Source organism: Rhizobium sp. TRM96647 (genome assembly GCF_025780115.1).
Taxonomy (GTDB): Bacteria; Pseudomonadota; Alphaproteobacteria; order Rhizobiales; family Rhizobiaceae; genus Mycoplana.
Genome location: NZ_JAOXHF010000004.1, coordinates 103,639 through 125,873, shown reverse-complemented (window position 1 = coordinate 125,873; position 22,235 = coordinate 103,639). Strand labels below are relative to the sequence as shown.

Here is a 22,235-nt window from a genome sequence, read left to right as displayed (position 1 = left end):
AATGTCCCACGACCTGTTCGAAGCGGCCCGCGACGCCATGGCGTTTGCGCATGCGCCCTACTCGAAATTTCCGGTGGGGGCGGCGATCCGCGCCGAGGACGGCAAGGTCTATGCCGGCGCCAACATCGAGAACATCTCGTTTCCGCAAGGCTGGTGCGCGGAACCGACCGCGATCAGCGCGATGATCATGGCGGGTGCGAAGAAGATCGTCGAGATGGCCGTGATCGCCGAGAAGCTGCCGCTCTGCCCGCCCTGCGGCGGCTGCCGGCAGAAGATCGCCGAGTTCGCCTCCGCCTCGACGCGCATCTACCTGTGCGACGAGACGGGCGTGAAGAAGACGATGACGATGGACGAGCTCCTGCCGCACGGCTTCGCAACGGAGGTGATCGGATGAAGGACGCGGTCGACCACCTCTTTCCCCACCTCGGCGGGCTGGTGCCGCGCTACGGGATCGTCCTCGGCTCCGGGCTGGGATCGCTCGTCGACACGGTCGAGGGCGGTGTGCGCATCCCCTATTCCGAGCTGCCGAGTTTTCCTACGAGCTCCGTCTCCGGCCATGCCGGCGAGATGGTCATCGGGCTCGTCGGGGGCGTTCCGGTGATCATGCTGTCCGGCCGGGCGCACTACTACGAAAAGGGCGACGCCGATGCGATGCGCGGGCCGATCGAGGTCCTGAAGGGCCTCGGCGTCACCTCGCTGATCCTGACCAATTCCGCAGGCTCGCTGCGCGAGGACATGCCGCCCGGCTCGGTGATGCGCATTTCCGATCACATCAACTTCTCCGGCGCCAATCCACTGATCGGCATCGACAGCGATGACCGCTTCGTCGGCATGACCAACGCCTATGACGCGGGACTTGCCGTGCAGATGGAGGCGGCGGCGCACAGGACCGGCACGCCGCTGCACGAGGGCGTCTACATGTGGTTCTCCGGCCCGAGCTTCGAGACGCCGGCGGAAATCCGCATGGCCCGCATTCTCGGCGCCGATGCCGTCGGCATGTCCACCGTTCCGGAGGTGCTGATCGCGCGCTTCCTCGGGCTGAAGGTGCTTGCGGCCTCCGTCATCACCAACTATGGCGCCGGCATGATCGGAACCGAACTCAGCCATCACGAAACCAAGGACATGGCCCCTGTCGGTGGTGCGCGGCTTGCCGCAGTGCTTGCCGAGATGATCGCGGCCGGAGAGACTGCCGATGAATGAAACCACGCCCCGCCTCGTCGCCGCCAAGGCGCTGTCGCTGCTCGACCTGACGGACCTTTCCGACAACTGCGACACGGCCGCGATCGAAAAGCTCTGCCAGCAGGCGAACACGCCGTTCGGCACGACGGCCGCGATCTGCATCTGGCCGCGCTTCGTTTCCCAGGCCCGCACCCTGCTCGGGCCGGACAGCCGGATCCGCATCGCCACCGTGGTCAATTTTCCCTCGGGCGACCTGCCGGTCGAGACGGTCGTCGCCGAGACCGAACAGGCGATCGCCGACGGCGCCGACGAGATCGACCTCGCCATTCCGTACAAGGCCCTGATCGCAGGCGACGAGGATGCGGTGCGGCAGATGATCCGTGCCGTCAGGGAAGCCTGCAAGCCGCCTGTCGTGCTGAAGACGATCCTGGAAACCGGCGAACTGAAGGACCGCGACCTGATCCGCAACGCATCGCACCTGGCGATCTCGTCCGGGGCGGACTTCATCAAGACCTCGACCGGCAAGGTGGCCGTGAACGCGACGCTGGAAGCGGCCGACATCATGCTCAACGCCATCCGCGAGAGCGGCCGCAATGTCGGCTTCAAGCCGGCCGGCGGCGTTCGCACCGTCGGGGACGCCAGCCTCTACCTCAATCTGGCGGCGACAATCCACGGGCCCGACTGGGCGATCCCCTCGACCTTCCGCTTCGGTGCGTCCGGCCTCCTCGGCGATATCGTCGCCGTGCTCGAGGGCCGTGAATCCGGCGGCCAGAGCGCGGCCTACTGACGATGCTCCCGCAGGAGACCATACGCCGCAAGCGCGACGGCGAGGCTCTCTCGGCAGAGGAGATCGGTCAGTTCGTCGCCGCGCTGACGGATGGACGGGCCAGCGAAGGCCAGGTCGCCGCCTTCGCCATGGCCGTCTGGTTTCGCGGCATGGACGCCCGCGAGACCGTGGCGCTGACCGAAGCGATGCGCGATTCCGGAGAGGTGCTCGACTGGCGCGACCTCGACCGGCCGGTGGCGGACAAGCATTCGACCGGCGGCGTCGGCGACAACGTCTCGCTGATGCTGGCGCCGATCGCGGCCGCCTGCGGGCTCGCCGTGCCGATGATCTCCGGCCGCGGCCTCGGGCACACCGGCGGCACGCTCGACAAGCTGGAATCGATCCCCGGATATACGATCACGCCGCAGCCCGTGCTGTTTCGCCGGACGGTGAAGGAAGCGGGTTGTGCGATCATCGGCCAGACCGCCGACCTGGCGCCTGCAGACCGGCGGCTCTACGCCGTCCGCGACGTGACGGCCACGGTCGATTCCGTTCCGCTGATCACGGCCTCCATCCTGTCGAAGAAGCTGGCCGCAGGGCTGCATTCGCTCGTGCTCGACGTGAAGCTTGGCAACGGCGCCTTCATGACGAGCCGGCCGGATGCCGAGCGGCTGGCAAAGGCGCTGGTGGAGGTCGCGAACGGTGCTGGGCTGCGGGCGAGCGCGCTCATTACCGACATGAACCAGCCGCTTGCAGATGCCGTCGGCAATGTCGTGGAGGTCGAAAACTGCATCGCCTTTCTCCGGGGCGAGAAAGTGGGAACCCGGCTCGAGCGCATCGTGCTGTCGCTGGCTGCGGAAATGCTGATCAGCGCGGGCATCGAGACGGACATGGTGGCCGCCCACGAGCAGGCGCAGCAGGTGCTTTCTGACGGACGCGCCGCGGAGGCGTTCTCGAAGATGGTGCGGTCGCTCGGCGGCCCCGGCGACCTGATGGACAATCCGGCCGGGACCCTCTCGAAAGCGCCCATCATCCTGCCGGCGACATCGGAGATCGCGGGATATCTCGTCGGCTGCGACACGCGCGGGCTGGGAACGGCCGTGATCGAGATGGGCGGCGGGCGGACGAGGCCCGACCAGGCGATCGACCACCGCGTCGGCTTCGACCGGCTGAGACCCCTCGGCACGCGCATCGAGGCGGGCGACGAGATCGGCCGCGTCCACGCGCAGACGCTGGACGAGGCCATTGCCGGCGTGGCGCGGCTGCGCGCGCTCTACACGATCGGGGACAATGCCCCGCTGCCGGACTACCCGATTATCGACCGGATCAGCGAATGAGGCGCATCCGGCCGCCGTCGACCTGATAGGACGAGAGCCCCTTGAGGAAGGTCATGCCGACCAGCATGCCGGAAAGCGCCTTGTCCTCCAGCACCATGGCGCCGACGTCGGGGACGGTGATCGTGCCGATCGCGACACTGTCGAGGCGGACATAGGCAGCGCGCGCCTTGCCGTTGGCGGTGTTGACGGCATAGCGGAACTCCAGCTCCTTGCGCGCGATCCCCAGCCGCTCCGCCATCGAGACATTGATCGCGACCATGCTGGCGCCGGTGTCGATCATGCCCTCCTGCTTGCGACCGTTGACCGTGAAAAGGCCGGAGAAATGACCGGCGGCATCGGCCTCCAGCGTGACGCCGCGATTGCCGGTGTAGCGGGCGGTCGAGACCGGCGCGGCGGTTGCCGTCTGCGCATCGCTCGTCGCCGTGGCCTCGGTCCGGCCGGCTGAGAGATAGCTGCTCGCCATGCCGGGCACGTAGACGGCCGCGACGGCGATGGCGGCTGCAACGAACAGGCTGCGGGCGAACATGGGCATCTCCTGCGGGGTTCATCCCCGACCTTGCGCATTGTCGCGATTGTGCGACGACGCGCGTCCAATCGGACGTGCGAGGCAATACACCATGCCAAGGTTGACGGACCGGAAAGATGGCGTCCGGCTGCCCCGTTAACTACGGCGAACGCGTGCGGTGGCTAACGCCGGGTTAACGCCGGCGGTCGCGCCCTACTTCGTTCCGTACATGCGGTCGCCGGCGTCGCCGAGGCCGGGCATGATGTATCCCTTGTCGTTCAGGTGGCTGTCGATCGAAGCCGTATAGACCCTGACGTCGGGATGGGCGGAGCGGAAGTTGCGGATGCCCTCGGGGGCGGCCAGCAGGCAGAGGAAGCGGATGTTGGTGGCGCCGCGCTCCTTCAGCTTCTCGATCGCGGCGATCGCCGAATTGCCCGTGGCGAGCATCGGGTCGACGACGATGACGAGCCGTTCGTTCAGGAGATCGGGCGCCTTGAAGAAATATTCGACGGCTTCCAGCGTCTCATGGTCGCGGTAGACGCCGATATGCGAGACGCGGGCGGAGGGGACCAGTTCCAGCATGCCCTCGAGCAGGCCGTTTCCGGCGCGCAGGATCGAGGCGAAGACGAGCTTCTTGCCTTCGAGGACCGGTGCGTCGATGACCTGCAGCGGCGTTTCGATCCGTTCAGTCGTCAGTTCGAGGTCACGGGTGACCTCGTAGCAGAGCAGCGTGGAGATTTCGCGCAGGAGCCGCCGGAAGCTGCCGGTCGAGGTATCCTTCTTGCGCATGATGGTCAGCTTGTGCTGCACGAGCGGGTGATCGATGACTGTGACGCCGTCCATGGCCAAACCTTCCCTCGAATTCGTTGATCTTCTCTTCTTTCACATTCGCGCCTCGTCCCGCAAGGGACCGGATCAGGCGCCGGCCGTTCATCCCCATTGCGAAGCCGAGCAGCGTCAGAGCCGCGAGAGCAGCCGGCTTCGGCTGTCCTCGTCGACAAAGGCGGCCTCGATCGCCGTCCTCGTCATTGCGTCCAGTTCCCCATCGGCAAACCCCATCGCCTCGCGGGCGAGATCGTATTCGCGTTGCAGCGAGGTCTGGAAGAAGGGTGGATCGTCGGAATTGAGCGTGACCCTGACGCCGGCTGCGTGAAGCCGGCGGAGCGGATGGGCGGCGAAGTCGGCAAACACCTCGAGCGCCACGTTCGATCCGGGGCAGACTTCGAGCACGACGCCCTCGTCCGCCAGGCGCTCGACCAGAGCAGGGTCTTCGATCGCCCGCACGCCGTGACCGATCCGGGTCGGGCGGAGGAGATCGAGCGCATCGCGCACGCTGGACGCCCCGCAAAGTTCGCCGGCATGCACCGTGATTCCCAGCCCCGCGTCCCGGGCGATGTCGAAGGCGCGGACAAAGTCGGAAACGGTACCCAGGCGTTCCTCGCCCGCCATGTTGAAGCCGGTCACCAGCGGATTGCCGCAAGCCGCGGCGTAGCGGGCCGCCCATTCGACCCGCTCCGGTCCGCGGTGGCGCAGGCCGACGACGACCATCCGGCATTCGATCCCCGTCCTCGCCCGTGCCGCCTCGATGCCGCGGCTGATCCCGGCGAGATAGGCGTCGGCGCCGAGGCCAACGGTCTCGGCGTGGTCGGGCGAGACGAAGAGTTCGCTATAGACCGCCCCGCAGGCGGCAAGCCCGTCGAGATAGGTTTCGGTCAGGAGCGCATAGTCGCTCTCGGTGCGGAAGAGGCCGGCGACGGCGTCGTAGGCGACAATGAAGCTGGTAAAGTCCCGCCAGACATAGGCGCCGTCGCGCAGGAAGGCATCGGTCTTGATACGGTACTTCCTAGCCTGCGACAGCGCCAGCGCCGGCGGAACCGCACCCTCGAGATGACAGTGGAGCTCGGCCTTCTTCAGGGGCCGCGTCACAGGAAGCTTCTCCCGTGCGGGCCGGGGGGAATGCCGAGGTGCTTGGCGATGGTCTCGCCGATGTCGGCGAAGGTGGTGCGGGTGTCCAGCAGGCGCGAACGGATGCCGGGGCCGAAACTCATGACCGGCACGCGCTCGCGCGTGTGGTCGGTGCCGCGCCAGGTCGGGTCGCAGCCGTGGTCGGCCGTCAGAAGAACGAGGTCGCCCGCATGCAGCTTGCGGTCCACCTCCGGCAGGCGCCGGTCGAAGGCCTCGAGCGCTGCGGCATAGCCGGCCACGTCGCGGCGATGGCCGTAGAGCATGTCGAAATCGACGAAATTGGTGAACACCAGGTCGCCGTCCTTCGCCTCGTCCATCGCCTGCAGGGTCGCGTCGAACAGCGCCATGTTGCCGTTCGCCTTGACCAGCCGGCCGATGCCCTGATGGGCGAAGATGTCGCCGATCTTGCCCACGGCATGAACGGTGCGCCCGGCTTCGGTGAGCCGGTCCAGCAAGGTGGGCTCGGGCGGCAGCACGGAATAGTCCCGCCGGTTGCCGGTGCGCTCGAAACCGGCAGGCGTCTCGCCGATGAAGGGCCGCGCGATCACGCGGCCGATCCTGCCGCCCGGCCGGTCGTCGAGGAGGGCCCGGACGGACTGGCAGAACGCCAGGAGACGGTCGAGGCCGAAATGCGTCTCATGCGCGGCGACCTGGAAGACCGAATCGGACGAGGTGTAGCAGATCGGCTTGCCGGTGCGGATGTGCTCCTCGCCGCACCTTGCGATGATGTCGGTCCCCGAGGCGTGACAGTTGCCGAGGATGCCCGGCACCTCTCCGGCCTCGCAGATGGCGGCGACCAGGTCGGGCGGGAAGGCGTCGCCGTCTGCGGGAAAATAGCCCCAGTCGAACATCACCGGCGTGCCGGCGATCTCCCAGTGTCCCGACGGCGTGTCCTTGCCGCGGGAGATCTCGCTTGCCGCGCCGTGCTGGCCGAAGACCCGGGGCGGGACGTCCATGCCATCAGGAAAGCGGCCGGTCGCGGCGCGGGCTGCATGCAGGAGGCCGAGGGCGGACATGTTAGGAAGCTTCAGCGGGCCTTGTCTCAGGCCCGGGCGATCGGCCGCGCCGGCGGCGCAGAATTCGGCGATGTGGCCGAGCGTATCGGCGCCGTCGTCGCCGAAATCAGCCGCATCCGGGCCGCCGCCGATGCCGAAGGAATCAAGTACGAAGAGAAACGCTCTGGCCATGCATCACCTGTCGATCCCGCGCGGCTGGCGCTGGGCTGCGGAACGGAAGGAGCGCGACACGGCTGAAAAAGCAAGCGTCACCCGGCGCCGACAGCGATCCTCCCACGGCCGGAATGACATGAAAATCGATGGCGGCTCAAGGAAAATCGCCGGCTGGACGGCGGGGAGCGACGCCGACTGCAAGCATCAGGTGCAAACGCTGCACGGAAGCTCGTTGCCCTTGCGCAGACGGCTGTAGCCGGTGCGCTTGAGCTTGGGATCCAGGATCTCCGTCGTCGAGGATCCGCGCAGGAACGGCAGGACCTTTTCGACGAGCTCGATCTTGTAGTCCATCGTCACCGTGGTCATCACGATGAAGCTCTTCGTCTTCGTCATGTTCTCCGGCAGCGGCACCGTCGTCCCCTTGGTCATGCCCGTCACCCTGTTGTCGTGCTCATCGCGGGACCAGGCGACCGTGGCGTTGCCGTCATCGTCGATCTGAATGCCGACAATCTCGTAGCCGAGGTTGTCGGCGCTAACCTGGTAGGGTGCGAGAATGGTGTTGGCAGCCATTCGGGTACTGTCAAACTCGTCGCTTCCGACGGAACTGCCCTGGGTCAAAAGGTCGGAGATTGTCGAAGCGCTGCGGCCGACCTTGTTGTAGACCGACATGGCCACCGAAAGCTCGTAGGCGCCGATATATCCGACCAGCAGCAACGGCACGAGGATCGCGAATTCCACCGCGCCGGCGCCCTCGCGCCCGCGCGCCAGCCGGCGCAGCGGCGCGGGCATAAAGGAAACCATGGCCCTTGCGATGCGTCCGGTGTCCCTGGCTCTCATGGATAGTCCTCGTTGCGGAAAACGGCCGTGGCGACCAGGTTCTGCCCGTCTATGGTGTTGTCCGACGAACCGTGCAGCGAAACCAGTCGCAGGTAATCGACGATGATCGGCCAGCGGTAGCAGGACCGCACGATGTTGGTCGTCTGCTTGCCGCCGGGCGTGAAGGTGTTGCTGTCCGGGCATGCCAGGACATCGGCGGATCCTCCGAAATTCGCCAGGCTGCGCACGTCGATGTGGAGACGCGGCGCGACCGTGGTGTCATCGTCGGAGCAGCTCAGCAGGACGACGAACTCCGCGCAGAAGAGGGCGCGAAACTCCTTCTCGTCCACGTCGGTCGGGCGGCCCATGTCGAAGGTGATCTCGCCCATGCGGATCCTGCGGGCCATCGCATCGTTGGCGTTGAGCAGAACCTGCTCTGCCGCATAGGCGACGAAGGTCTCGATGATCGCGAAGACGATGCCGAAGAACACGGGCGCGAGAATGGCGAACTCCAGGGCGGAAGCGCCTTCGCGCGTCGCGAAGAAGCGTCCCAGCCGGCCGGTCGGCTCGCCATGTCGCCTGCTCGTTCCCATCATGGATCCGATCCACCTTCCGCTCGCACCCGGCCCTCAGGGAGGCAGGGTGCATTTCCCCCAGCGTCGGCCCGGACGGTCCTGCATCGACCGTTCGACGGCGCATGGGCGCGAGATTATTCGATCGACCGTTTATTTTCCGTTTGCGGGAAGGCTTGCATTCTACCGGCTTCCCGGTTTCGGACGCGGGAGGCCTCAGGGAGCAGGTATCAGGGGCCCGCGCCGTTGGCACGCTTGGCGTGCTGCTCGCAGATCGGCGTGCAGGAGAGGACCGAGCGTTCGGTCTGGCGGAACACGCGGACCGTGTTGCCCTCGTCGATGGAGACGAGGATGCGCTCGTCGACGATGGCGTTGCCGTCGGCGTCGAGGAGGACGAGATTGGTGGTGCCGAAGTTCCGGCCGGTGAGCACGATCGTCGTGGCGTCGGCGACGGTGGCGTCGGCCACGTCCGCATTGCCGACGATGACCTTGCTGACGGGGCGGTCGAGCTTCAGCACGCGCGCATGGTCCATGTAGACGCGCATCATTTCGCCGTCTTCCGCCCGGGCGCTGCCCGCGGCAAGGCAGGACTGCGCAAGCAGAAGTCCGACGGCCAGTCGCATGGCCCTGGAAGTGGCGAACGTCCCGACGGTTCTCATCTGGCGATATCCTGAAGCTGCGGTGTTGGCCGAGAATGGCCGCGAATGGTGAATGAACCCTTAAGTTGCGCCGATTTTTCCTGAACGCCGCCGGGAGAGACGGAAGCGACGCACTCGGACTTCATGCAAGCGCGCCTGTGCGCGTGCGCGGATTCGACCGTTCTTTGGCGTTCCCCTACATACCCCGATCCGGCGGGCTGCCGTTGCCCAATTGTTTACCACAATATCGGGCAGTCCGCGTTAACGGAAAGGTAACCGCCTTCCTTAAGCAGGTGGCAATGCGGCGCGTGTAGGTTGCAGTCATCCGAACAACGGAAAACAGTTGTCGGACGTGCTGAACCAACATCGTGGATAGGAGAAACTCCCATGACCAAGATCTTCGCTCGCTTCCTGAAAGACGAATCCGGCGCGACCGCCATCGAATACGGCCTGATCGCCGCCCTGATCTCCGTCGCCATCATCGCCGGCGCAACCACGCTCGGCGGGCAGCTGTCGGAAACCTTCGTCAATCTGGGCGAAGAGATGACGACGGCGAACAACCCCACGCCGTAATCCAGGCTCACGGAAGCCCGTGGCTCAGCGATGGCCGCCTTCCCACGCGGGAAGGCGGCCATTCTAGTTTAGAGACCGTTCATAAACCTGCCTCATACTCGCAAGCGGCCGCACCTGGCCTCACCGGAGAAACCCATGACGGAAGCAACAATCTTTGTCGTCTTTCCGCTCTGCCTTGCGATCGCGGCTTTCTCCGATTTCTTCACGATGACCATCCCGAACCGGGTTTCGGCGATCCTCCTGGCCACTTTCATCGTCGTTGCGCCGCTCGCCGGGTTGGGTCTGGTCCAGATCGGCTTTCATCTTCTGGCCGGTCTCGCCGTCTTCGGCGTCTGCTTCGGGCTGTTCGCACTCAACGTCATGGGCGGGGGCGACGCCAAGCTCCTGACGGCCAGCGCCGTCTGGTTCGGCCTGACGCCCTCGCTCGTTTCCTTCCTCGTGCAGGTTTCCATCTTCGGCGGGATCCTGACGATCGCGCTGCTGGCCCTCCGCGCCCGCGCCACCGCGATCATGGCATCTGGTATTCCGGTTCCGGCCCATTTGCTGACCGCCCGAAAAGTGCCCTACGGGATCGCGATCGGCATCGCCGCCTTCGTCACCTATCCCGCTTCGCCGCTGATGCAGGCCGCCCTCGCCCGCCTGCACTGACAAAGATCATTTGAATCCGACGATCGCCGGCCCGCGCACTGAGGACGCAGGTTAACGGAATGCCGTCCGAAATAAGGCCGATCGCCCATGGATTGCATTAGCAGAAACTGATCGCCCCGAGCGCACCGTCATTTAAGCGCCTGTTAACCAAGCTCATAAGCAAGTCATTAACCATAATTATACCAATTGGTGCGCAATGTGACGATGCAATCTCGCACGTCCAGGGGCCAAACATGAAACCGGCGCGAATCATCATTCTGGCAGTCGCCGTCCTGTCGGCGGGTGTGGCGGGCTATCTCGCCCTGCAACTCGCCCGCGGCAACAGGATCTCGGTCGCAAGCGAGCCCGTCGTCGAACGGGAGCCAACGGTGAACGTGCTGGTGGCGACGCAGAGCCTTCCGATCGGCGCGCGCCTCAACGGCGAAGCGATCGGCTGGAGCGCCTGGCCGGAAAAGAACGTCGTCGAGGGCTTCATCACCGAACAGAGCCGCCCGGACGCGCGGGAGAAACTCGCCGGGGCGGTCGTGCGCATGCCGATCTTCAACGGCGAGCCGATCCGCCAGGAGAAGATCGCCGATTCCAACAGCAAGATCATGTCGTCGCTGCTGCCGGCCGGAAAGCGCGCGGTCTCCACCGAGATCTCCGTTGCGACCGGTGCCGGCGGCTTCATCCTGCCGAACGACCGCGTCGACGTGATCATGGTCCGCGAGGGCGACGACGACACCAAGATCACCGAGACCATCCTCAGCAACGTGCGTGTGCTGGCGATCGACCAGCAGATCCAGGAAAGCGAGGACGGCAAGAAGACGGTCGTCGGAACGACGGCGACGCTCGAGCTGACGCCCGACCAGTCCAAGGTGATCACGGTTGCCCAGCAGATGGCCGAACGGCTGCAGCTGGCCTTGCGCAGCGTCGCCGACGCGCAGGAGGAAGACACCCGGGCTGCCGACTATCTGCTCAGCGGAGGCGAAGGCTCGCCCATCATCCAGGTCATCAAGTCCGGCGAGATCGTCCGGGCGGGCACGCCCGCGGTCAACAAGTGAAGCAGGAGCGCACAGTGCGAGGAATCGGAAAGAAATTTCGGGCTTCGGTCGCCGGCGGGATGACCTTCTGCCTTGCCTTCTCGGGCATGCCGGCGGCATTGGTGAACGGCGGCACCGCGATCGACATGGCGCAGGCCGCCTCCACCGGCCTCGTCCGGATCACCCAGACGGGCCCGGGCGCGCGCAAGGCGCTGAAGCTCGGCCTCAACAAGGCGATCGTCGTCGACCTGCCGACGGACGCGCACGACATCCTGGTCGCCGATCCGATGAAGGCGGATGCGGTCACCCGCACCTCGCGGCGCATCTACATCTTCGGCAAGGAGATCGGCCAGACCAACGTCTTCATCTTCGGGCCGAACGGCGAGGAGATCGTCAGCCTCGACCTCGCCGTCGAGCGCGACATCGCGGGCCTCGAGGATCATCTGCGCCGGTTCATCCCCGATTCCGACATTTCGGTCGAGATCATCTCCGACAACATCGTGCTGACCGGCACGGTGCGCACGCCGCAGGACGCGCTGCAGGCGGCCCGTCTCGCCGACATCTTCCTGACCGGCGGTGAGGCGACCACCCGCACCGTGACGGCCCAGGGCAACAACGGCGACGCGGCGATCTTCGGGGAAGAGCGGCAGAAGTCGCAGGTCGTCAACATGCTGAAGATCGACGGCGAGGACCAGGTGACGCTGAAGATCACCGTGGCCGAAGTCAGCCGCCAAGTGCTGAAACAGCTCGGCTTCAACGGCTCTGTGAGCGGAACCGACGGCGGCATCGCCTTCCGCAACCCCTCCAACCTCGGTGGCGCGATCGACTGGACGGCCAATGCCGCGCTCTCCGGCAGCATCGGCGGCACCAATATCGCAGCCTATGTCAACGCCATGGAGCAGGCCGGCGTGATGCGGACGCTTGCCGAGCCGAGCCTGACCGCCATCTCCGGCGAAAACGCCAGCTTCTATGTCGGCGGCGAATTCTGGCGCCCGGTGGAGCAGGAAGTCGACGAAGAGGGCAAGATCTCGCGCACGAACGAGGAGGTCGAATACGGCATCCGGCTGAACTTCAAGCCCGTCGTGCTGTCTGCCGGCCGCATCAGCCTGCGCGTCGAAACCGAGGTGTCCGAGCCGACCTTCGAAGGCTCCGTCAACACCGGCAGCAACGTCAACATGCCCGCCGTCACCGCCATGTCGATCCGCCGGCGCGAGGCGTCGACGAGCGTGGAGCTTCCGTCCGGCGGCTCGATCGTGATCGCCGGCCTCGTGAAGGAAGAGATCCGCCAGGCCATGACCGGTTTTCCGGGACTGTCGAAGATCCCCGTGCTCGGCACGCTGTTCCGCTCCAAGGACTTCCTGCGCAACGAGACGGAAATGGTCATCATCGCAACGCCTTACCTCGTTCGCCCGGTGGCCCGCAACGCGCTGAACCGGCCGGACGACAACTTCAACCCGACGAACGATGCGGCGAGCTTCTTCCTCGGCCGGGTCAACCAGATCTACGGCCGCAAGGAGGCCGGCGTACCCGCCGGGACCTACAACGGCGCCGTCGGCTTCATCTACAAATGACCGGGGAACGGACATGACCGCACGCACACGCTTCCAGTCCCCCTGCGAAAGGCTCGCCCCGATGGTCTCCCGTCGCCTTCTTCCGCTGACGTTCGTCCTCGCCGCAGCGGTGCTCGCCGGCTGCGCTTCGAAGGACGCGGTGACGACATCGTCGATCCCGGACGACTACCGCACGCGGCATCCGATCGTGCTGACGGAGGCCGAGCATACGCTGGACATTCCCGTCGCCTCTGGCGACCGCTCGCTGACGCTTCCGATGCGCGACAACATCCGCGGCTTCGCGCAGGACTACGAATCGAAGTCCAAGGGCACGGTGCAGATCATGCTGCCGCAGGGCTCGGCCAATGCGGGTGCCGCCGCAGCACTGCGCAAGCAGGTGCGCGCGACGCTGGTCAACGAGGGCGTGCCGAACAAGCTCATCATCGAGACGGCCTACGGCGCGGCCGGCCAGGGCGACGCCGCCCCGATCCGGCTCGCCTTCATCTCGACCACGGCGAAGACCAACCCCTGCGGCCAGTGGCCGGAGGACCTGACGCTGAACACGATGGAAAACAGGCAGTACTACAATTTCGGCTGCGCGACGCAGGCGAACCTCGCCGCGCAGATCGCCAATCCGATGGATCTGGTCGGGCCGCGCGGCATGACGCCGATCGACGCCGAGCGCCGCGCCACGGCGATCCAGGACTATCGCGAAAACGGAACGGCAGACTGACGGAGCCGCGCACGGCTGACCGGACAGTAACGGGGCATCAACGATGACGAGCATCCAGTACGGCATTGAGGCGAGACAACCCTCCGACGCCACCTTCGACGAAGGTCCGGCCACCGGCGAGCTCGACCATGTGCGCCCGCTTCCGCGCATCTCCATCCACGCCTTCTGCGAAAGCGACGGCATGCTGCAGACGATGGAGCGATGCGCCAACGACCGCCGCATGTCGAAGGTCAGCCTGCGCATCAACAGCGGCAGCATCCAGACGGCGGTGAACATGTTCGCCACGGCGCCGACGCCGAACCTGATCATCCTCGAAAGCTCGACCGAGCCTTCGGCGATCCTGCAGGAGCTCGCCCCCCTCGCCGAGGTCTGCGATCCGAGCACCAAGGTCGTTCTCGTCGGCCATCACAACGACATCTCGCTCTATCGCGAGCTGATCCGCAACGGGATCTCCGAATACCTGGTCGCGCCGGTGGCCATGGCGGAGGTGCTGAATGCCGTCTCGGCGATCTTCGTCGACCCCGAGGCCGAGCCGCTCGGTCGCACCATCGCCTTCGTCGGCGCCAAGGGCGGGGTGGGTTCGTCCACCATCGCCCACAACTGCGCCTGGGACATCTCAAACCTGTTTTCGACAGAGGTGGTGCTGGCCGACCTCGACCTGCCCTTCGGCACCGCCAACATCAATTTCGACCAGGACCCGGCCCAGGGCATGGCCGAGGCGGTCTATACGCCGGAGCGGCTGGACGAGGTCTTCCTCGACCGCCTGCTCGCCAAATGCTCCGATCACCTGTCGCTGCTGGCCGCGCCGTCCACGCTCGACCGCGCCTACGACCTGGAACGTGGCTCGTTCCAGCCGATGGTGGAGGTGCTGCAGCGCAGCGCGCCGGTGAACGTCCTCGACGTTCCGCACGCCTGGTCGGAATGGACCCGCACTCTGCTCGCCGAGGTCGACGAGGTGGTCGTTACCGCGGTTCCCGACCTCGCAAACCTGCGCAACGCCAAGAACATCTTCGACGCGCTGAAGAAACTCAGGCCGAACGACCGCAGCCCGCACCTGATCCTCAACCAGGTCGGCATGCCCAAGCGGCCGGAGATCGCGCCGAACGACTTCTGCGACCCGCTGGAGACGCAGCCGATCGCGATCATTCCCTTCGACGCCCAGTTGTTCGGGGCGGCTGCCAACAGCGGGCGGATGATCGCCGAGATGGACCGGAAATCGCCGGCTGCGGAGACCTTTTCCCAGATCGCGCATGTGGTGACCGGGCGCGCCACGGTGAAGAAACCCAGGAAGGGCGGACTCGGCAAGATGCTGGGAATGCTCGGCCGCAAATGACGCCCGGCAAGGGCCGGCACAGGACTGGATGAAACGGCATGTTCGGTAGACGCGGAAACGAAGGCTTTGGAAAGAGTGGCGGCCCCGCCGGCCATCCGCCGCAGGCCGCCCCTGCGCCGGCGCCCGTGGAGCGCGCAGCGCCCGCCGCGGCCGAGCCGGTGCGGGAGACGGCCGTTGCGGTCGCCCCTCCACCCCACCAGCCCTCGCCGATCGCGCGCAAGAAGATGCCGCGCACGGAGGACTACTACGACACCAAATCGCAGGTATTCTCGGCGCTGATCGACACGATCGACCTGTCGCAGCTCGCCAAGCTCGATACCGAGAGCGCGCGCGAGGAAATCCGCGACATCGTCAACGACATCATCACCATCAAGAATTTCGCGATGTCGATCTCCGAGCAGGAGGAACTGCTCGACGACATCTGCAACGACGTGCTCGGCTACGGCCCGCTGGAGCCGCTGCTCGCGCGCGACGATATCGCCGACATCATGGTGAACGGCGCCGGCCGGACCTATATCGAAGTGGCCGGCAAGGTGCAGGAATCGGAGATCCGCTTCCGCGACAACGCGCAGCTCCTGTCGATCTGCCAGCGTATCGTCAGCCAGGTCGGCCGCCGCGTCGACGAATCGAGCCCGATCTGCGACGCGCGCCTTCCCGACGGCTCGCGCGTCAACGTCATCGCCCCGCCGCTGGCGATCGACGGCACCGCGCTTACCATCCGCAAGTTCAAGAAGGACAAGCTGACGCTCGACCAGCTCGTGAAGTTCGGTTCGATCACCCAGGAGGGTTCGACGCTCCTGCAGATCATCGGCCGGGTGCGCTGCAACCTCGTCATCTCCGGCGGCACCGGCTCGGGCAAGACGACGCTCCTGAACTGCATGACGCGCTATATCGACACCGACGAGCGGGTGATCACCTGCGAGGACTCGGCCGAACTCCAGCTGCAGCAGCCGCATGTCGTCCGTCTCGAGACCCGCCCGCCGAACATCGAGGGCGAGGGCGAGATCACCATGCGCGACCTGATCAAGAACTGCCTGCGCATGCGTCCCGAGCGGATCATCGTCGGCGAAGTGCGCGGACCGGAAGTCTTCGACTTGCTGCAGGCGATGAACACCGGCCACGACGGCTCGATGGGCACCATCCACGCCAACTCGCCGCGCGAATGCCTGAGCCGCATGGAATCGATGATCGCCATGGGCGGCTACACGCTGCCGGCCAAGACGGTGCGCGAGATCATCGCCGGCTCGGTCGACGTCATCATCCAGGCCTCACGCCTGCGCGACGGCTCGCGCCGCATCACCCATGTCACCGAAGTGGTCGGCATGGAAGGCGACGTCATCGTCACCCAGGACCTGATGCGCTTCGAGATGGAAGGCGAGGACGCCAACGGCCGCATCATCGGCCGCCATGTCGGCACCGGTATCGGCAAGCCGCATTTCTGGGACCGCGCCCGCTATTTCAACGAGGAGCGGCGCCTCGCCTCGACGCTCGACCTGATGGAAAAAGTGGCCTAGCCGCGAGGGACCGATGTTCGGACTTGATCTCACCATCCTCGCGATCGTCGCGCTCGCGGCCGTGGCCGCCGGCACGCTCGGCTACGGCCTGCTGTTCTCCCGCATCGAGACCGAGAAGAAGGCCGAGAGCCGCGTCAACCGCGTGAAATCCGCAGAGACCGACCAGAACAAGGTCAAGGCGGCGCGCGAGCGCATGCAGGAGATGTCGAAGCGGCGCAAGTCGGTCCAGGATTCGCTGAAGGACCTCGAAAAGAAGCAGCAGGAGCGCAGCAAGCGGGCCGCACCGACGCTGAAATCGAAGCTGTCGCAGGCCGGCCTGTCGCTGAGCCCGACGCAGTTCACGATGATCGGCATCGGCTTCGGCCTGTTCATGGCCGCCGCCGCCTTCGTGTTCGGCGCGCCCGCGGTCGTCGCCGGCGGACTTCTCTTCATCGCCGGCGTCGGCATTCCGCGCTGGGTGCTGAACTTCATGGTCAAGCGGCGGATGAACAAGTTTCTCGAGGAGTTTCCGAACTCGCTCGACGTGATGGTGCGCTCGATCAAGTCCGGCCTGCCGCTGACCGACGCACTGCGGCTGATCGCGGCCGAGGGCCAGGAGCCGGTCCGCTCCGAGTTTCGCCGCGTCGTCGAATCCCAACAGATGGGGCTCAGCGTTCCGGATGCCTGCGCGCGGATGTTCACCTACATCCCGCTGCAGGAGGTGAACTTCTTCTCGATCGTGATCGCCATCCAGAGCCAGGCGGGCGGCAACCTGTCCGAAGCACTCGGCAACCTTTCGCGCGTACTGCGCGAGCGCCGCAAGATGCGGGCGAAGGTCGATGCGCTGTCGATGGAAGCCAAGGCGTCCGCGGTTATCATCGGCGCCCTGCCGCTGATCGTGATGCTGCTCGTCTACCTGACGACGCCCGACTACATCAAGGTCATCTTCATCGATCCGCGCGGCCATCTCATTCTCGGCGCCTCCGCCGTCTGGATGACGATCGGCATCCTGATGATGCGCAAGATGATCAACTTCGACATCTGAGGAAGGATCAGGCGCGATGAAGGAACTGGCTTCGACCCTCACAAATCCCGACATCCTCCTGCCGGTGTTCGTGGTCATCGCGGTGCTGGCGACCTTTTACACGCTGGCGGCGCCCTATTTCGAACGCAGCGACCTCGACAAGCGCATGAAGTCGGTGGCGCTCGAGCGCGACCAGATCCGCGCGCGCGAACGGGCCCGGCTGAACGCCGAGGGGCCGCAGGGGCGCGGTTCGCTACGCTCCCAGCAGAACAGCTCCGTCCGCCAGGTGGTCGAACGGCTGAACCTGAGGGAGGCGCTGGTCGACGCCGGCACCGTCAACCGGCTGCGCCAGGCCGGCTACCGCTCGCAGAACGCGCTCAACATCTTTCTCTTCGCTCGCTTCGTGCTGCCCTTCGTGTTCTTCGCGGTCGGCGCCTTCTACATCTTCTATCTCGGGCATCTGGGCGACAAGCCGCTCGCCATCCGGATCCTGGCTGCGATCGGCGCCGCCTATCTCGGCTTCTATGCGCCGAACATCTTCATCACCAACCGTGTCTCCAAGCGGCAGCTGTCGATCAAGCGCGCCTGGCCGGACGCGCTCGACCTGCTCTTGATCTGCGTCGAATCCGGCGTGTCGATGGAGGTGGCGCTGCGCCGCGTGGCGGACGAGATCGCCGCGGCCTCGCCGGAACTGGCCGAGGAACTGGTGCTGACGACCGCCGAACTGTCGTTCCTGCAGGACCGGCGCGTCGCTTACGAGAACCTCGGCACCCGCACCGGGCTCGACATCGTCAAGGCGGTGATGCAGGCGCTGATCCAGGCCGAGCGCTACGGCACGCCGATCGCGCAGGCCCTGCGCGTGCTGGCGCAGGAAAGCCGCGACCAGCGCATGAACGAGGCGGAGAAGAAGGCCGCGGCCCTGCCGCCCAAGCTGACCGTTCCGATGATCGTGTTCTTCCTGCCGGTGCTCATCGCCGTCATCCTCGGCCCCGCCGGCATCCAGGTCGCAGACACGTTCTGAGGACGTCGCCGACGCGGAGGGCCGAAGCCGGCATGCCGGCCAAATCGCGGGAGGATGGCGCGGCGTCGACAAGCCTGCCCTTCGACAGGTTCCATATTTCCAGGCCGCCAAGGCCGGTCACGCGGCGCAACGGCCATCCGTCGCCGGTGTCGCGTGCGCAGACGGAAGGCACGATCGCACCTGCCGCCCGCAACGTTTGTCCGGCGAGCCCGGTCTGCCGGGATCAGTTGGTGTGGTTGTCGTCGTTCTGGGCGAGCTTCTTCCAGGCATTCTGCTGGGAGAGCATGCCGCGAAGATAGGCAACGTTCGCCTGGGCCTGTTCGGCGCTGAGTTCCTGCATGGCAATCTGCTGGGCCTCGTCGAAGCGGCCCTGCAGGCCGATCGCGAGCGCCAAGTTCTGCCGGACGCTGGAATCGGCGCCCGGCTGCTGGGCTGCCGAGCGCAGATAGGTCTCCGCGGTCTTCAGGTCGCGCACCAGGAGATAGGACATGCCGAGGTTCGACAGGACCGACGGCTCGTTCGGCTTCAGGTCGAGCGCCTCGCGGTAGCGACCGCGCGCTTCGGGGGCGCGGCCGAGCTGGTCCAGGATCGCGCCTTCGGCCGATTTCAGCCGCCAGTCGGGGCGGTCGGGGGTCTGCGCGCGCTGGATGGTGCCGAGCGCCTGTTCGAGCTGGCCGGCGGCCGCCTGCGACTTGCCGTAGGCCGCCAGGACCTCGCGATCGGTCGGGTGGAAGATCGCCACCTGCTGCATGACGGCGAGCGCCTGGTCGTTGCGCCCGGTCATGCGCAGAAGGTTCGCATAGTTGAGGCCGGCCTGGCGGTCCTTGGGGTTCTTCTCATAGGCCTTGCCGACGCTCTCGGCGGCCCTTGCCAGTTCGCCAGCGTTCATGTCCGTCACCGGCTTGGAGTTCCGGGGGATGGAGCCGGTCGTTTCCCTGCTGGGTCCGGTACTGCAGCCGGCAAGGGTCGCGGCCAGCAGGGCGGTCGCGGTCAGAAGAGCGAATTTTCGGCCAAACGGTTGTGCATGCGCGGAGCCAAGCATGTATGTTCCCCAGAACGTCTCTTGCGGCCAAATCGTCAGGAATCACGCCGCAACCCTCACTCCAGCAATATTCTGTTAACCCTAACAGAGTGTTAATTCGCCGAATCCCGGACCGCACCGCAAAGGCTCTGCCCATGGCCCCCTACCAGTTCATCGAACGCCCGTCCCCCTTCAACAGCCGCGGCGGCAAGACGCTTCCGATCTTCGCCATCACGCCTGCGCATATCGAGACCGGAACGATCGATCCCGTGGCGCTGGATTGGGCGCGCAAGGCGGGCTTCAAGGCCGAGGCGGGCGCGCTGCTTCTCGTGCCGACCGACGACGGCCATCTGGGCGGCGCCCTGTTCGGCCTCGGCAAGACGCCCTCGGATACACCCTTCCTGTCCGGCAAGCTGGCGCGGACGCTGCCGGCCGGCGACTGGCACATCGAGACCGCTCCCCTGACCGCCAACCGGCTTTCCCTCGGCTACGGTCTCGGCAGCTATCGCTTCGAGCGCTACCGCCAGGCGACGAAGGATGCGCCGACGCTGATGATCCCGACGGATGCGGATGCGACGGACATCAAGCGCCAGCTTGCCGGCGTCTTCCTCGCACGCGACCTCATCAACACGCCGACCAACGACATGGGACCGGACGCGCTCGAAGACGTCTTCCGCGCGCTCGCCGAGCATTACAAGGCGAAATTCACGGCGATCCGGGGCGACGACCTGCTGAAGGAGAACTTTCCGCTGATACACACCGTGGGCCGCGCTTCCGCCGAGGCCCCGCGCCTGCTCGAACTGCGCTGGGGCAAGAAGGGGCACCGCAAGGTGACGCTGGTCGGCAAGGGCGTCTGCTTCGACACCGGCGGCCTCGACATCAAGCCCGCCTCCTCCATGCTGTTGATGAAGAAGGACATGGGCGGCGCGGCGAACGTCATGGGCCTGGCGCTGATGATCATGGACGCCAAGCTGAAGATCGACCTGCGCGTCCTCGTGCCCGTGGTCGAGAACTCGATTTCCGCCAACGCCTTCCGGCCGGGCGACATCTATCGCAGCCGCAAGGGGCTGACCGTGCAGATCGACAACACCGACGCCGAGGGCCGGCTGATCCTGGCCGACGCGCTGGCGCTGGCCGACGAGGAGGAGCCGGAGCTTTTGATCGACATGGCGACGCTGACGGGCGCGGCGCGGGTCGCGCTCGGACCCGACCTGCCGCCGTTCTTCACCGACGACGACGACCTCGCAAGCGCGCTCGACGATGCCAGCCTCTCGGTCGACGATCCGCTCTGGCGGATGCCGCTCTACATGGGCTACGATAAGGACATAACTGCCCGGATCGCCGACATCACGAACGCGCCCGCAGGCGGCATGGCCGGTGCGATCACGGCGGCCCTGTTCCTCAAGCGCTTTGTGACGCGCACCCGGAGCTGGGCCCATTTCGACATCTACGGCTGGGCCCCGACCGAGCGGCCGCATTCGCCGGTCGGCGGCGAGGCCCAGGCGATCCGGGCGCTCTACCATCACCTGAAGTCGCTGGCGGGGTAGCCGCACAGCCGGGGGCAAGATCAGGCCTATTCCCATGACCGGAATGATACGGTACCGTAACGACGTCGTGCATATCCGACCGGAGACTGTCTTGCCCCTGGAACTCTCGGCCTCGCAGGCGCTCGGCCTCTGGCATTCCGTATCGATGCAGCAGGTCAGGCTGGACGGGCGGGACCTCAGCCTGCGGCAACTGGCGATCCTTCTCGAGATCTACCTCGTGCCGCCGCCGCATACCGTCCGCGGCCTCGCTGCCAAGCTGGAGGTGACGAAGCCCGTCATCACCCGGGCGCTCGACACCATGGGGGCGCTCGGGCTCGTGACCCGCGAGCGCGACGAACGCGACCGGCGCAACGTCATCATCAGGCGCACCATCGACGGCGCCCTCTATCTGGAACGGCTCGGCGACCTGATCATCGGTCGCGGGCGAACTCTCTCTCAGTGAGCCCCGCATGAACACCCTGCCCGATCGCCGCCTGAACGCCTACCGGCCCGACCTCGCCGATGAGGCGCTGCGTGGCCGCCTCGAAGCCCCGCGCTACACGGCCGGCACGCCGGCGACGGTCTCGGCCGCCGTTGCAGCGCTCCGGCCACGACCGGACGCCGGTGCCGGCATCTACACCGAACTCCTCTACGGCGAGCGCCTGCGGGTGCTCGACAGGGCGGATGGCTGGGCCTGGGTCAAGGCGGACTTCGACGGCTATGTCGGATACCTGCCGGACGATGCCCTCCGCGAGACCGGCCCCGACGCGACGCATGTCGTCGCGGTGCCCAGAACCTTTGCCTATGGCGGGGCGGACCTCAAGACGCCCGCGGCCTTTGCACTCTCTCTCGGTAGCCGGCTAAACATCACCGGCGAGGCCGAAACCCGCGGCACACGCTACCTGAAGCTCGACGGCGGGGAATTCGTGGTGGCGGCCCATTGCGCCCCGGCTGACCGGGCGATCGGCGACGACTACGTCTCGATTGCCGTCCGCCTGCTGGAGACGCCCTATCTGTGGGGCGGACGGAGTGGCTTCGGGATCGACTGCTCGGGACTGGTCCAGCTTGCGATGATGGTGACGGGACGCCGCGTTCCGCGCGACACCGACATGCAGGCATCCGGGCTCGGCACGCCGATCGACCGCGGCGAACTGCGGCGTGGCGACCTCGTGTTCTGGAAGGGGCACGTGGCGATCATGGAAGACGAAGAGACGATCCTGCACGCCAACGGCAACACGATGAACGTGGCCCGCGAAGGCCTCGCCGCCGCCATCGAACGGATCGGCTGGCTCTACCAGCAGCCCACCTGCTACCGCAGGCCCTGAGCGGTCCATTTCGCAGCCG

General features: G+C 66.2%; 24 protein-coding genes. 16 read left to right on the top strand and 8 right to left on the bottom strand.

Going from position 1 to position 22,235, the window contains the following annotated elements:
* Position 1: 1 nt before the first annotated feature.
* From OCK02_RS09115 to deoA, 4 genes are read left to right on the top strand one after another with little or no spacing between them, the layout of a single operon-like run.
* The gene (locus OCK02_RS09115; RefSeq protein ID WP_230807845.1) at positions 2-394 is read left to right on the top strand and encodes a cytidine deaminase; all 393 of its coding nucleotides are present in this window, start codon (positions 2-4) and stop codon (positions 392-394) included.
* Positions 391-1,200 carry a purine-nucleoside phosphorylase gene (locus tag OCK02_RS09110; protein WP_263812778.1) on the top strand — a complete coding sequence of 270 codons (810 nt, stop codon included), beginning with the start codon at positions 391-393 and terminating at the stop codon, positions 1,198-1,200. Before OCK02_RS09115 ends, OCK02_RS09110 begins: the two co-directional genes overlap by 4 nt.
* Positions 1,193-1,966, top strand: a complete 774-nt coding sequence (gene deoC / locus OCK02_RS09105; protein WP_263812777.1) for a deoxyribose-phosphate aldolase — start codon at positions 1,193-1,195, stop codon at positions 1,964-1,966. The genes OCK02_RS09110 and deoC overlap by 8 nt, the downstream gene beginning before the upstream one ends.
* A gap of 2 nt (positions 1,967-1,968) precedes the next feature.
* Positions 1,969-3,282, top strand: a complete 1,314-nt coding sequence (deoA, locus tag OCK02_RS09100) for a thymidine phosphorylase (protein WP_263812776.1) — start codon at positions 1,969-1,971, stop codon at positions 3,280-3,282.
* On the opposite strand, the gene OCK02_RS09095 is transcribed toward deoA, so the two are convergent.
* From OCK02_RS09095 to OCK02_RS09065, 7 genes are all read right to left on the bottom strand, one after another.
* The gene (locus tag OCK02_RS09095; protein ID WP_263812775.1) at positions 3,272-3,808 is read right to left on the bottom strand and encodes a TIGR02281 family clan AA aspartic protease; all 537 of its coding nucleotides are present in this window, start codon (positions 3,806-3,808) and stop codon (positions 3,272-3,274) included. The two genes, deoA and OCK02_RS09095, sit on opposite strands and share 11 nt — an antisense overlap.
* Before the next feature lie 192 nt (positions 3,809-4,000).
* On the bottom strand, positions 4,001-4,630 hold the full coding sequence (gene upp / locus OCK02_RS09090; RefSeq protein WP_112594501.1) for a uracil phosphoribosyltransferase: 630 nt from the start codon (positions 4,628-4,630) through the stop codon (positions 4,001-4,003).
* 114 nt (positions 4,631-4,744) lie between these two features.
* Complete coding sequence (locus OCK02_RS09085; protein ID WP_263812774.1) at positions 4,745-5,713, bottom strand: adenosine deaminase; 969 nt, start codon at positions 5,711-5,713, stop codon at positions 4,745-4,747.
* Positions 5,710-6,939, bottom strand: coding sequence for a phosphopentomutase (locus OCK02_RS09080; protein WP_263812773.1), 1,230 nt, complete (start codon positions 6,937-6,939; stop codon positions 5,710-5,712). Before OCK02_RS09080 ends, OCK02_RS09085 begins: the two co-directional genes overlap by 4 nt.
* A gap of 186 nt (positions 6,940-7,125) precedes the next feature.
* Positions 7,126-7,758 carry a TadE/TadG family type IV pilus assembly protein gene (locus tag OCK02_RS09075; RefSeq protein WP_263812772.1) on the bottom strand — a complete coding sequence of 211 codons (633 nt, stop codon included), beginning with the start codon at positions 7,756-7,758 and terminating at the stop codon, positions 7,126-7,128.
* Complete coding sequence (locus OCK02_RS09070; protein WP_263812771.1) at positions 7,755-8,333, bottom strand: TadE/TadG family type IV pilus assembly protein; 579 nt, start codon at positions 8,331-8,333, stop codon at positions 7,755-7,757. The genes OCK02_RS09075 and OCK02_RS09070 overlap by 4 nt, the downstream gene beginning before the upstream one ends.
* A gap of 206 nt (positions 8,334-8,539) precedes the next feature.
* The gene (locus tag OCK02_RS09065) at positions 8,540-8,968 is read right to left on the bottom strand and encodes a pilus assembly protein N-terminal domain-containing protein (protein WP_412178791.1); all 429 of its coding nucleotides are present in this window, start codon (positions 8,966-8,968) and stop codon (positions 8,540-8,542) included.
* 366 nt (positions 8,969-9,334) lie between these two features.
* Between OCK02_RS09065 and OCK02_RS09060 the strand changes: the two genes are divergently transcribed.
* From OCK02_RS09060 to OCK02_RS09020, 9 genes are all read left to right on the top strand, one after another.
* Positions 9,335-9,520, top strand: a complete 186-nt coding sequence (locus OCK02_RS09060) for a Flp family type IVb pilin (RefSeq protein WP_263812770.1) — start codon at positions 9,335-9,337, stop codon at positions 9,518-9,520.
* A gap of 135 nt (positions 9,521-9,655) precedes the next feature.
* The gene (locus OCK02_RS09055) at positions 9,656-10,168 is read left to right on the top strand and encodes a prepilin peptidase (protein WP_263812769.1); all 513 of its coding nucleotides are present in this window, start codon (positions 9,656-9,658) and stop codon (positions 10,166-10,168) included.
* Positions 10,169-10,401: 233 nt separating this feature from the next.
* On the top strand, positions 10,402-11,211 hold the full coding sequence (gene cpaB, locus OCK02_RS09050; RefSeq protein ID WP_230807856.1) for a Flp pilus assembly protein CpaB: 810 nt from the start codon (positions 10,402-10,404) through the stop codon (positions 11,209-11,211).
* Between the two features lie 14 nt (positions 11,212-11,225).
* Positions 11,226-12,761, top strand: coding sequence for a type II and III secretion system protein family protein (locus tag OCK02_RS09045; RefSeq protein ID WP_263812768.1), 1,536 nt, complete (start codon positions 11,226-11,228; stop codon positions 12,759-12,761).
* A 61-nt stretch (positions 12,762-12,822) separates the two neighbouring features.
* The gene (locus tag OCK02_RS09040) at positions 12,823-13,473 is read left to right on the top strand and encodes a CpaD family pilus assembly protein (protein WP_230807984.1); all 651 of its coding nucleotides are present in this window, start codon (positions 12,823-12,825) and stop codon (positions 13,471-13,473) included.
* 43 nt (positions 13,474-13,516) lie between these two features.
* Positions 13,517-14,806 carry an AAA family ATPase gene (locus OCK02_RS09035; protein ID WP_263812767.1) on the top strand — a complete coding sequence of 430 codons (1,290 nt, stop codon included), beginning with the start codon at positions 13,517-13,519 and terminating at the stop codon, positions 14,804-14,806.
* Positions 14,807-14,844: 38 nt separating this feature from the next.
* Positions 14,845-16,320 carry a CpaF family protein gene (locus OCK02_RS09030; RefSeq protein ID WP_230807859.1) on the top strand — a complete coding sequence of 492 codons (1,476 nt, stop codon included), beginning with the start codon at positions 14,845-14,847 and terminating at the stop codon, positions 16,318-16,320.
* 13 nt (positions 16,321-16,333) lie between these two features.
* Complete coding sequence (locus OCK02_RS09025) at positions 16,334-17,344, top strand: type II secretion system F family protein (RefSeq protein ID WP_263812766.1); 1,011 nt, start codon at positions 16,334-16,336, stop codon at positions 17,342-17,344.
* 16 nt (positions 17,345-17,360) lie between these two features.
* On the top strand, positions 17,361-18,344 hold the full coding sequence (locus OCK02_RS09020; protein ID WP_263812765.1) for a type II secretion system F family protein: 984 nt from the start codon (positions 17,361-17,363) through the stop codon (positions 18,342-18,344).
* A gap of 223 nt (positions 18,345-18,567) precedes the next feature.
* Here OCK02_RS09020 and OCK02_RS09015 read toward each other — a convergent pair whose 3' ends face one another.
* Entirely contained in the window at positions 18,568-19,386 is an 819-nt protein-coding gene (locus OCK02_RS09015) for a tetratricopeptide repeat protein (RefSeq protein ID WP_263812764.1), read from the bottom strand.
* A gap of 134 nt (positions 19,387-19,520) precedes the next feature.
* On the opposite strand from OCK02_RS09015, the gene OCK02_RS09010 reads away from it, so the two are divergent.
* The 3 genes from OCK02_RS09010 to OCK02_RS09000 all read left to right on the top strand — a co-directional run bounded on the left by OCK02_RS09010 (position 19,521) and on the right by OCK02_RS09000 (position 22,216).
* Positions 19,521-20,912 (top strand): leucyl aminopeptidase family protein, encoded by a 1,392-nt coding sequence (locus OCK02_RS09010; RefSeq protein ID WP_263812763.1) that lies wholly within the window; start codon positions 19,521-19,523, stop codon positions 20,910-20,912.
* Between the two features lie 91 nt (positions 20,913-21,003).
* Positions 21,004-21,354 carry a MarR family transcriptional regulator gene (locus OCK02_RS09005; protein WP_263812762.1) on the top strand — a complete coding sequence of 117 codons (351 nt, stop codon included), beginning with the start codon at positions 21,004-21,006 and terminating at the stop codon, positions 21,352-21,354.
* A 7-nt stretch (positions 21,355-21,361) separates the two neighbouring features.
* Complete coding sequence (locus OCK02_RS09000; RefSeq protein ID WP_263812761.1) at positions 21,362-22,216, top strand: NlpC/P60 family protein; 855 nt, start codon at positions 21,362-21,364, stop codon at positions 22,214-22,216.
* Positions 22,217-22,235: the final 19 nt, after the last annotated feature.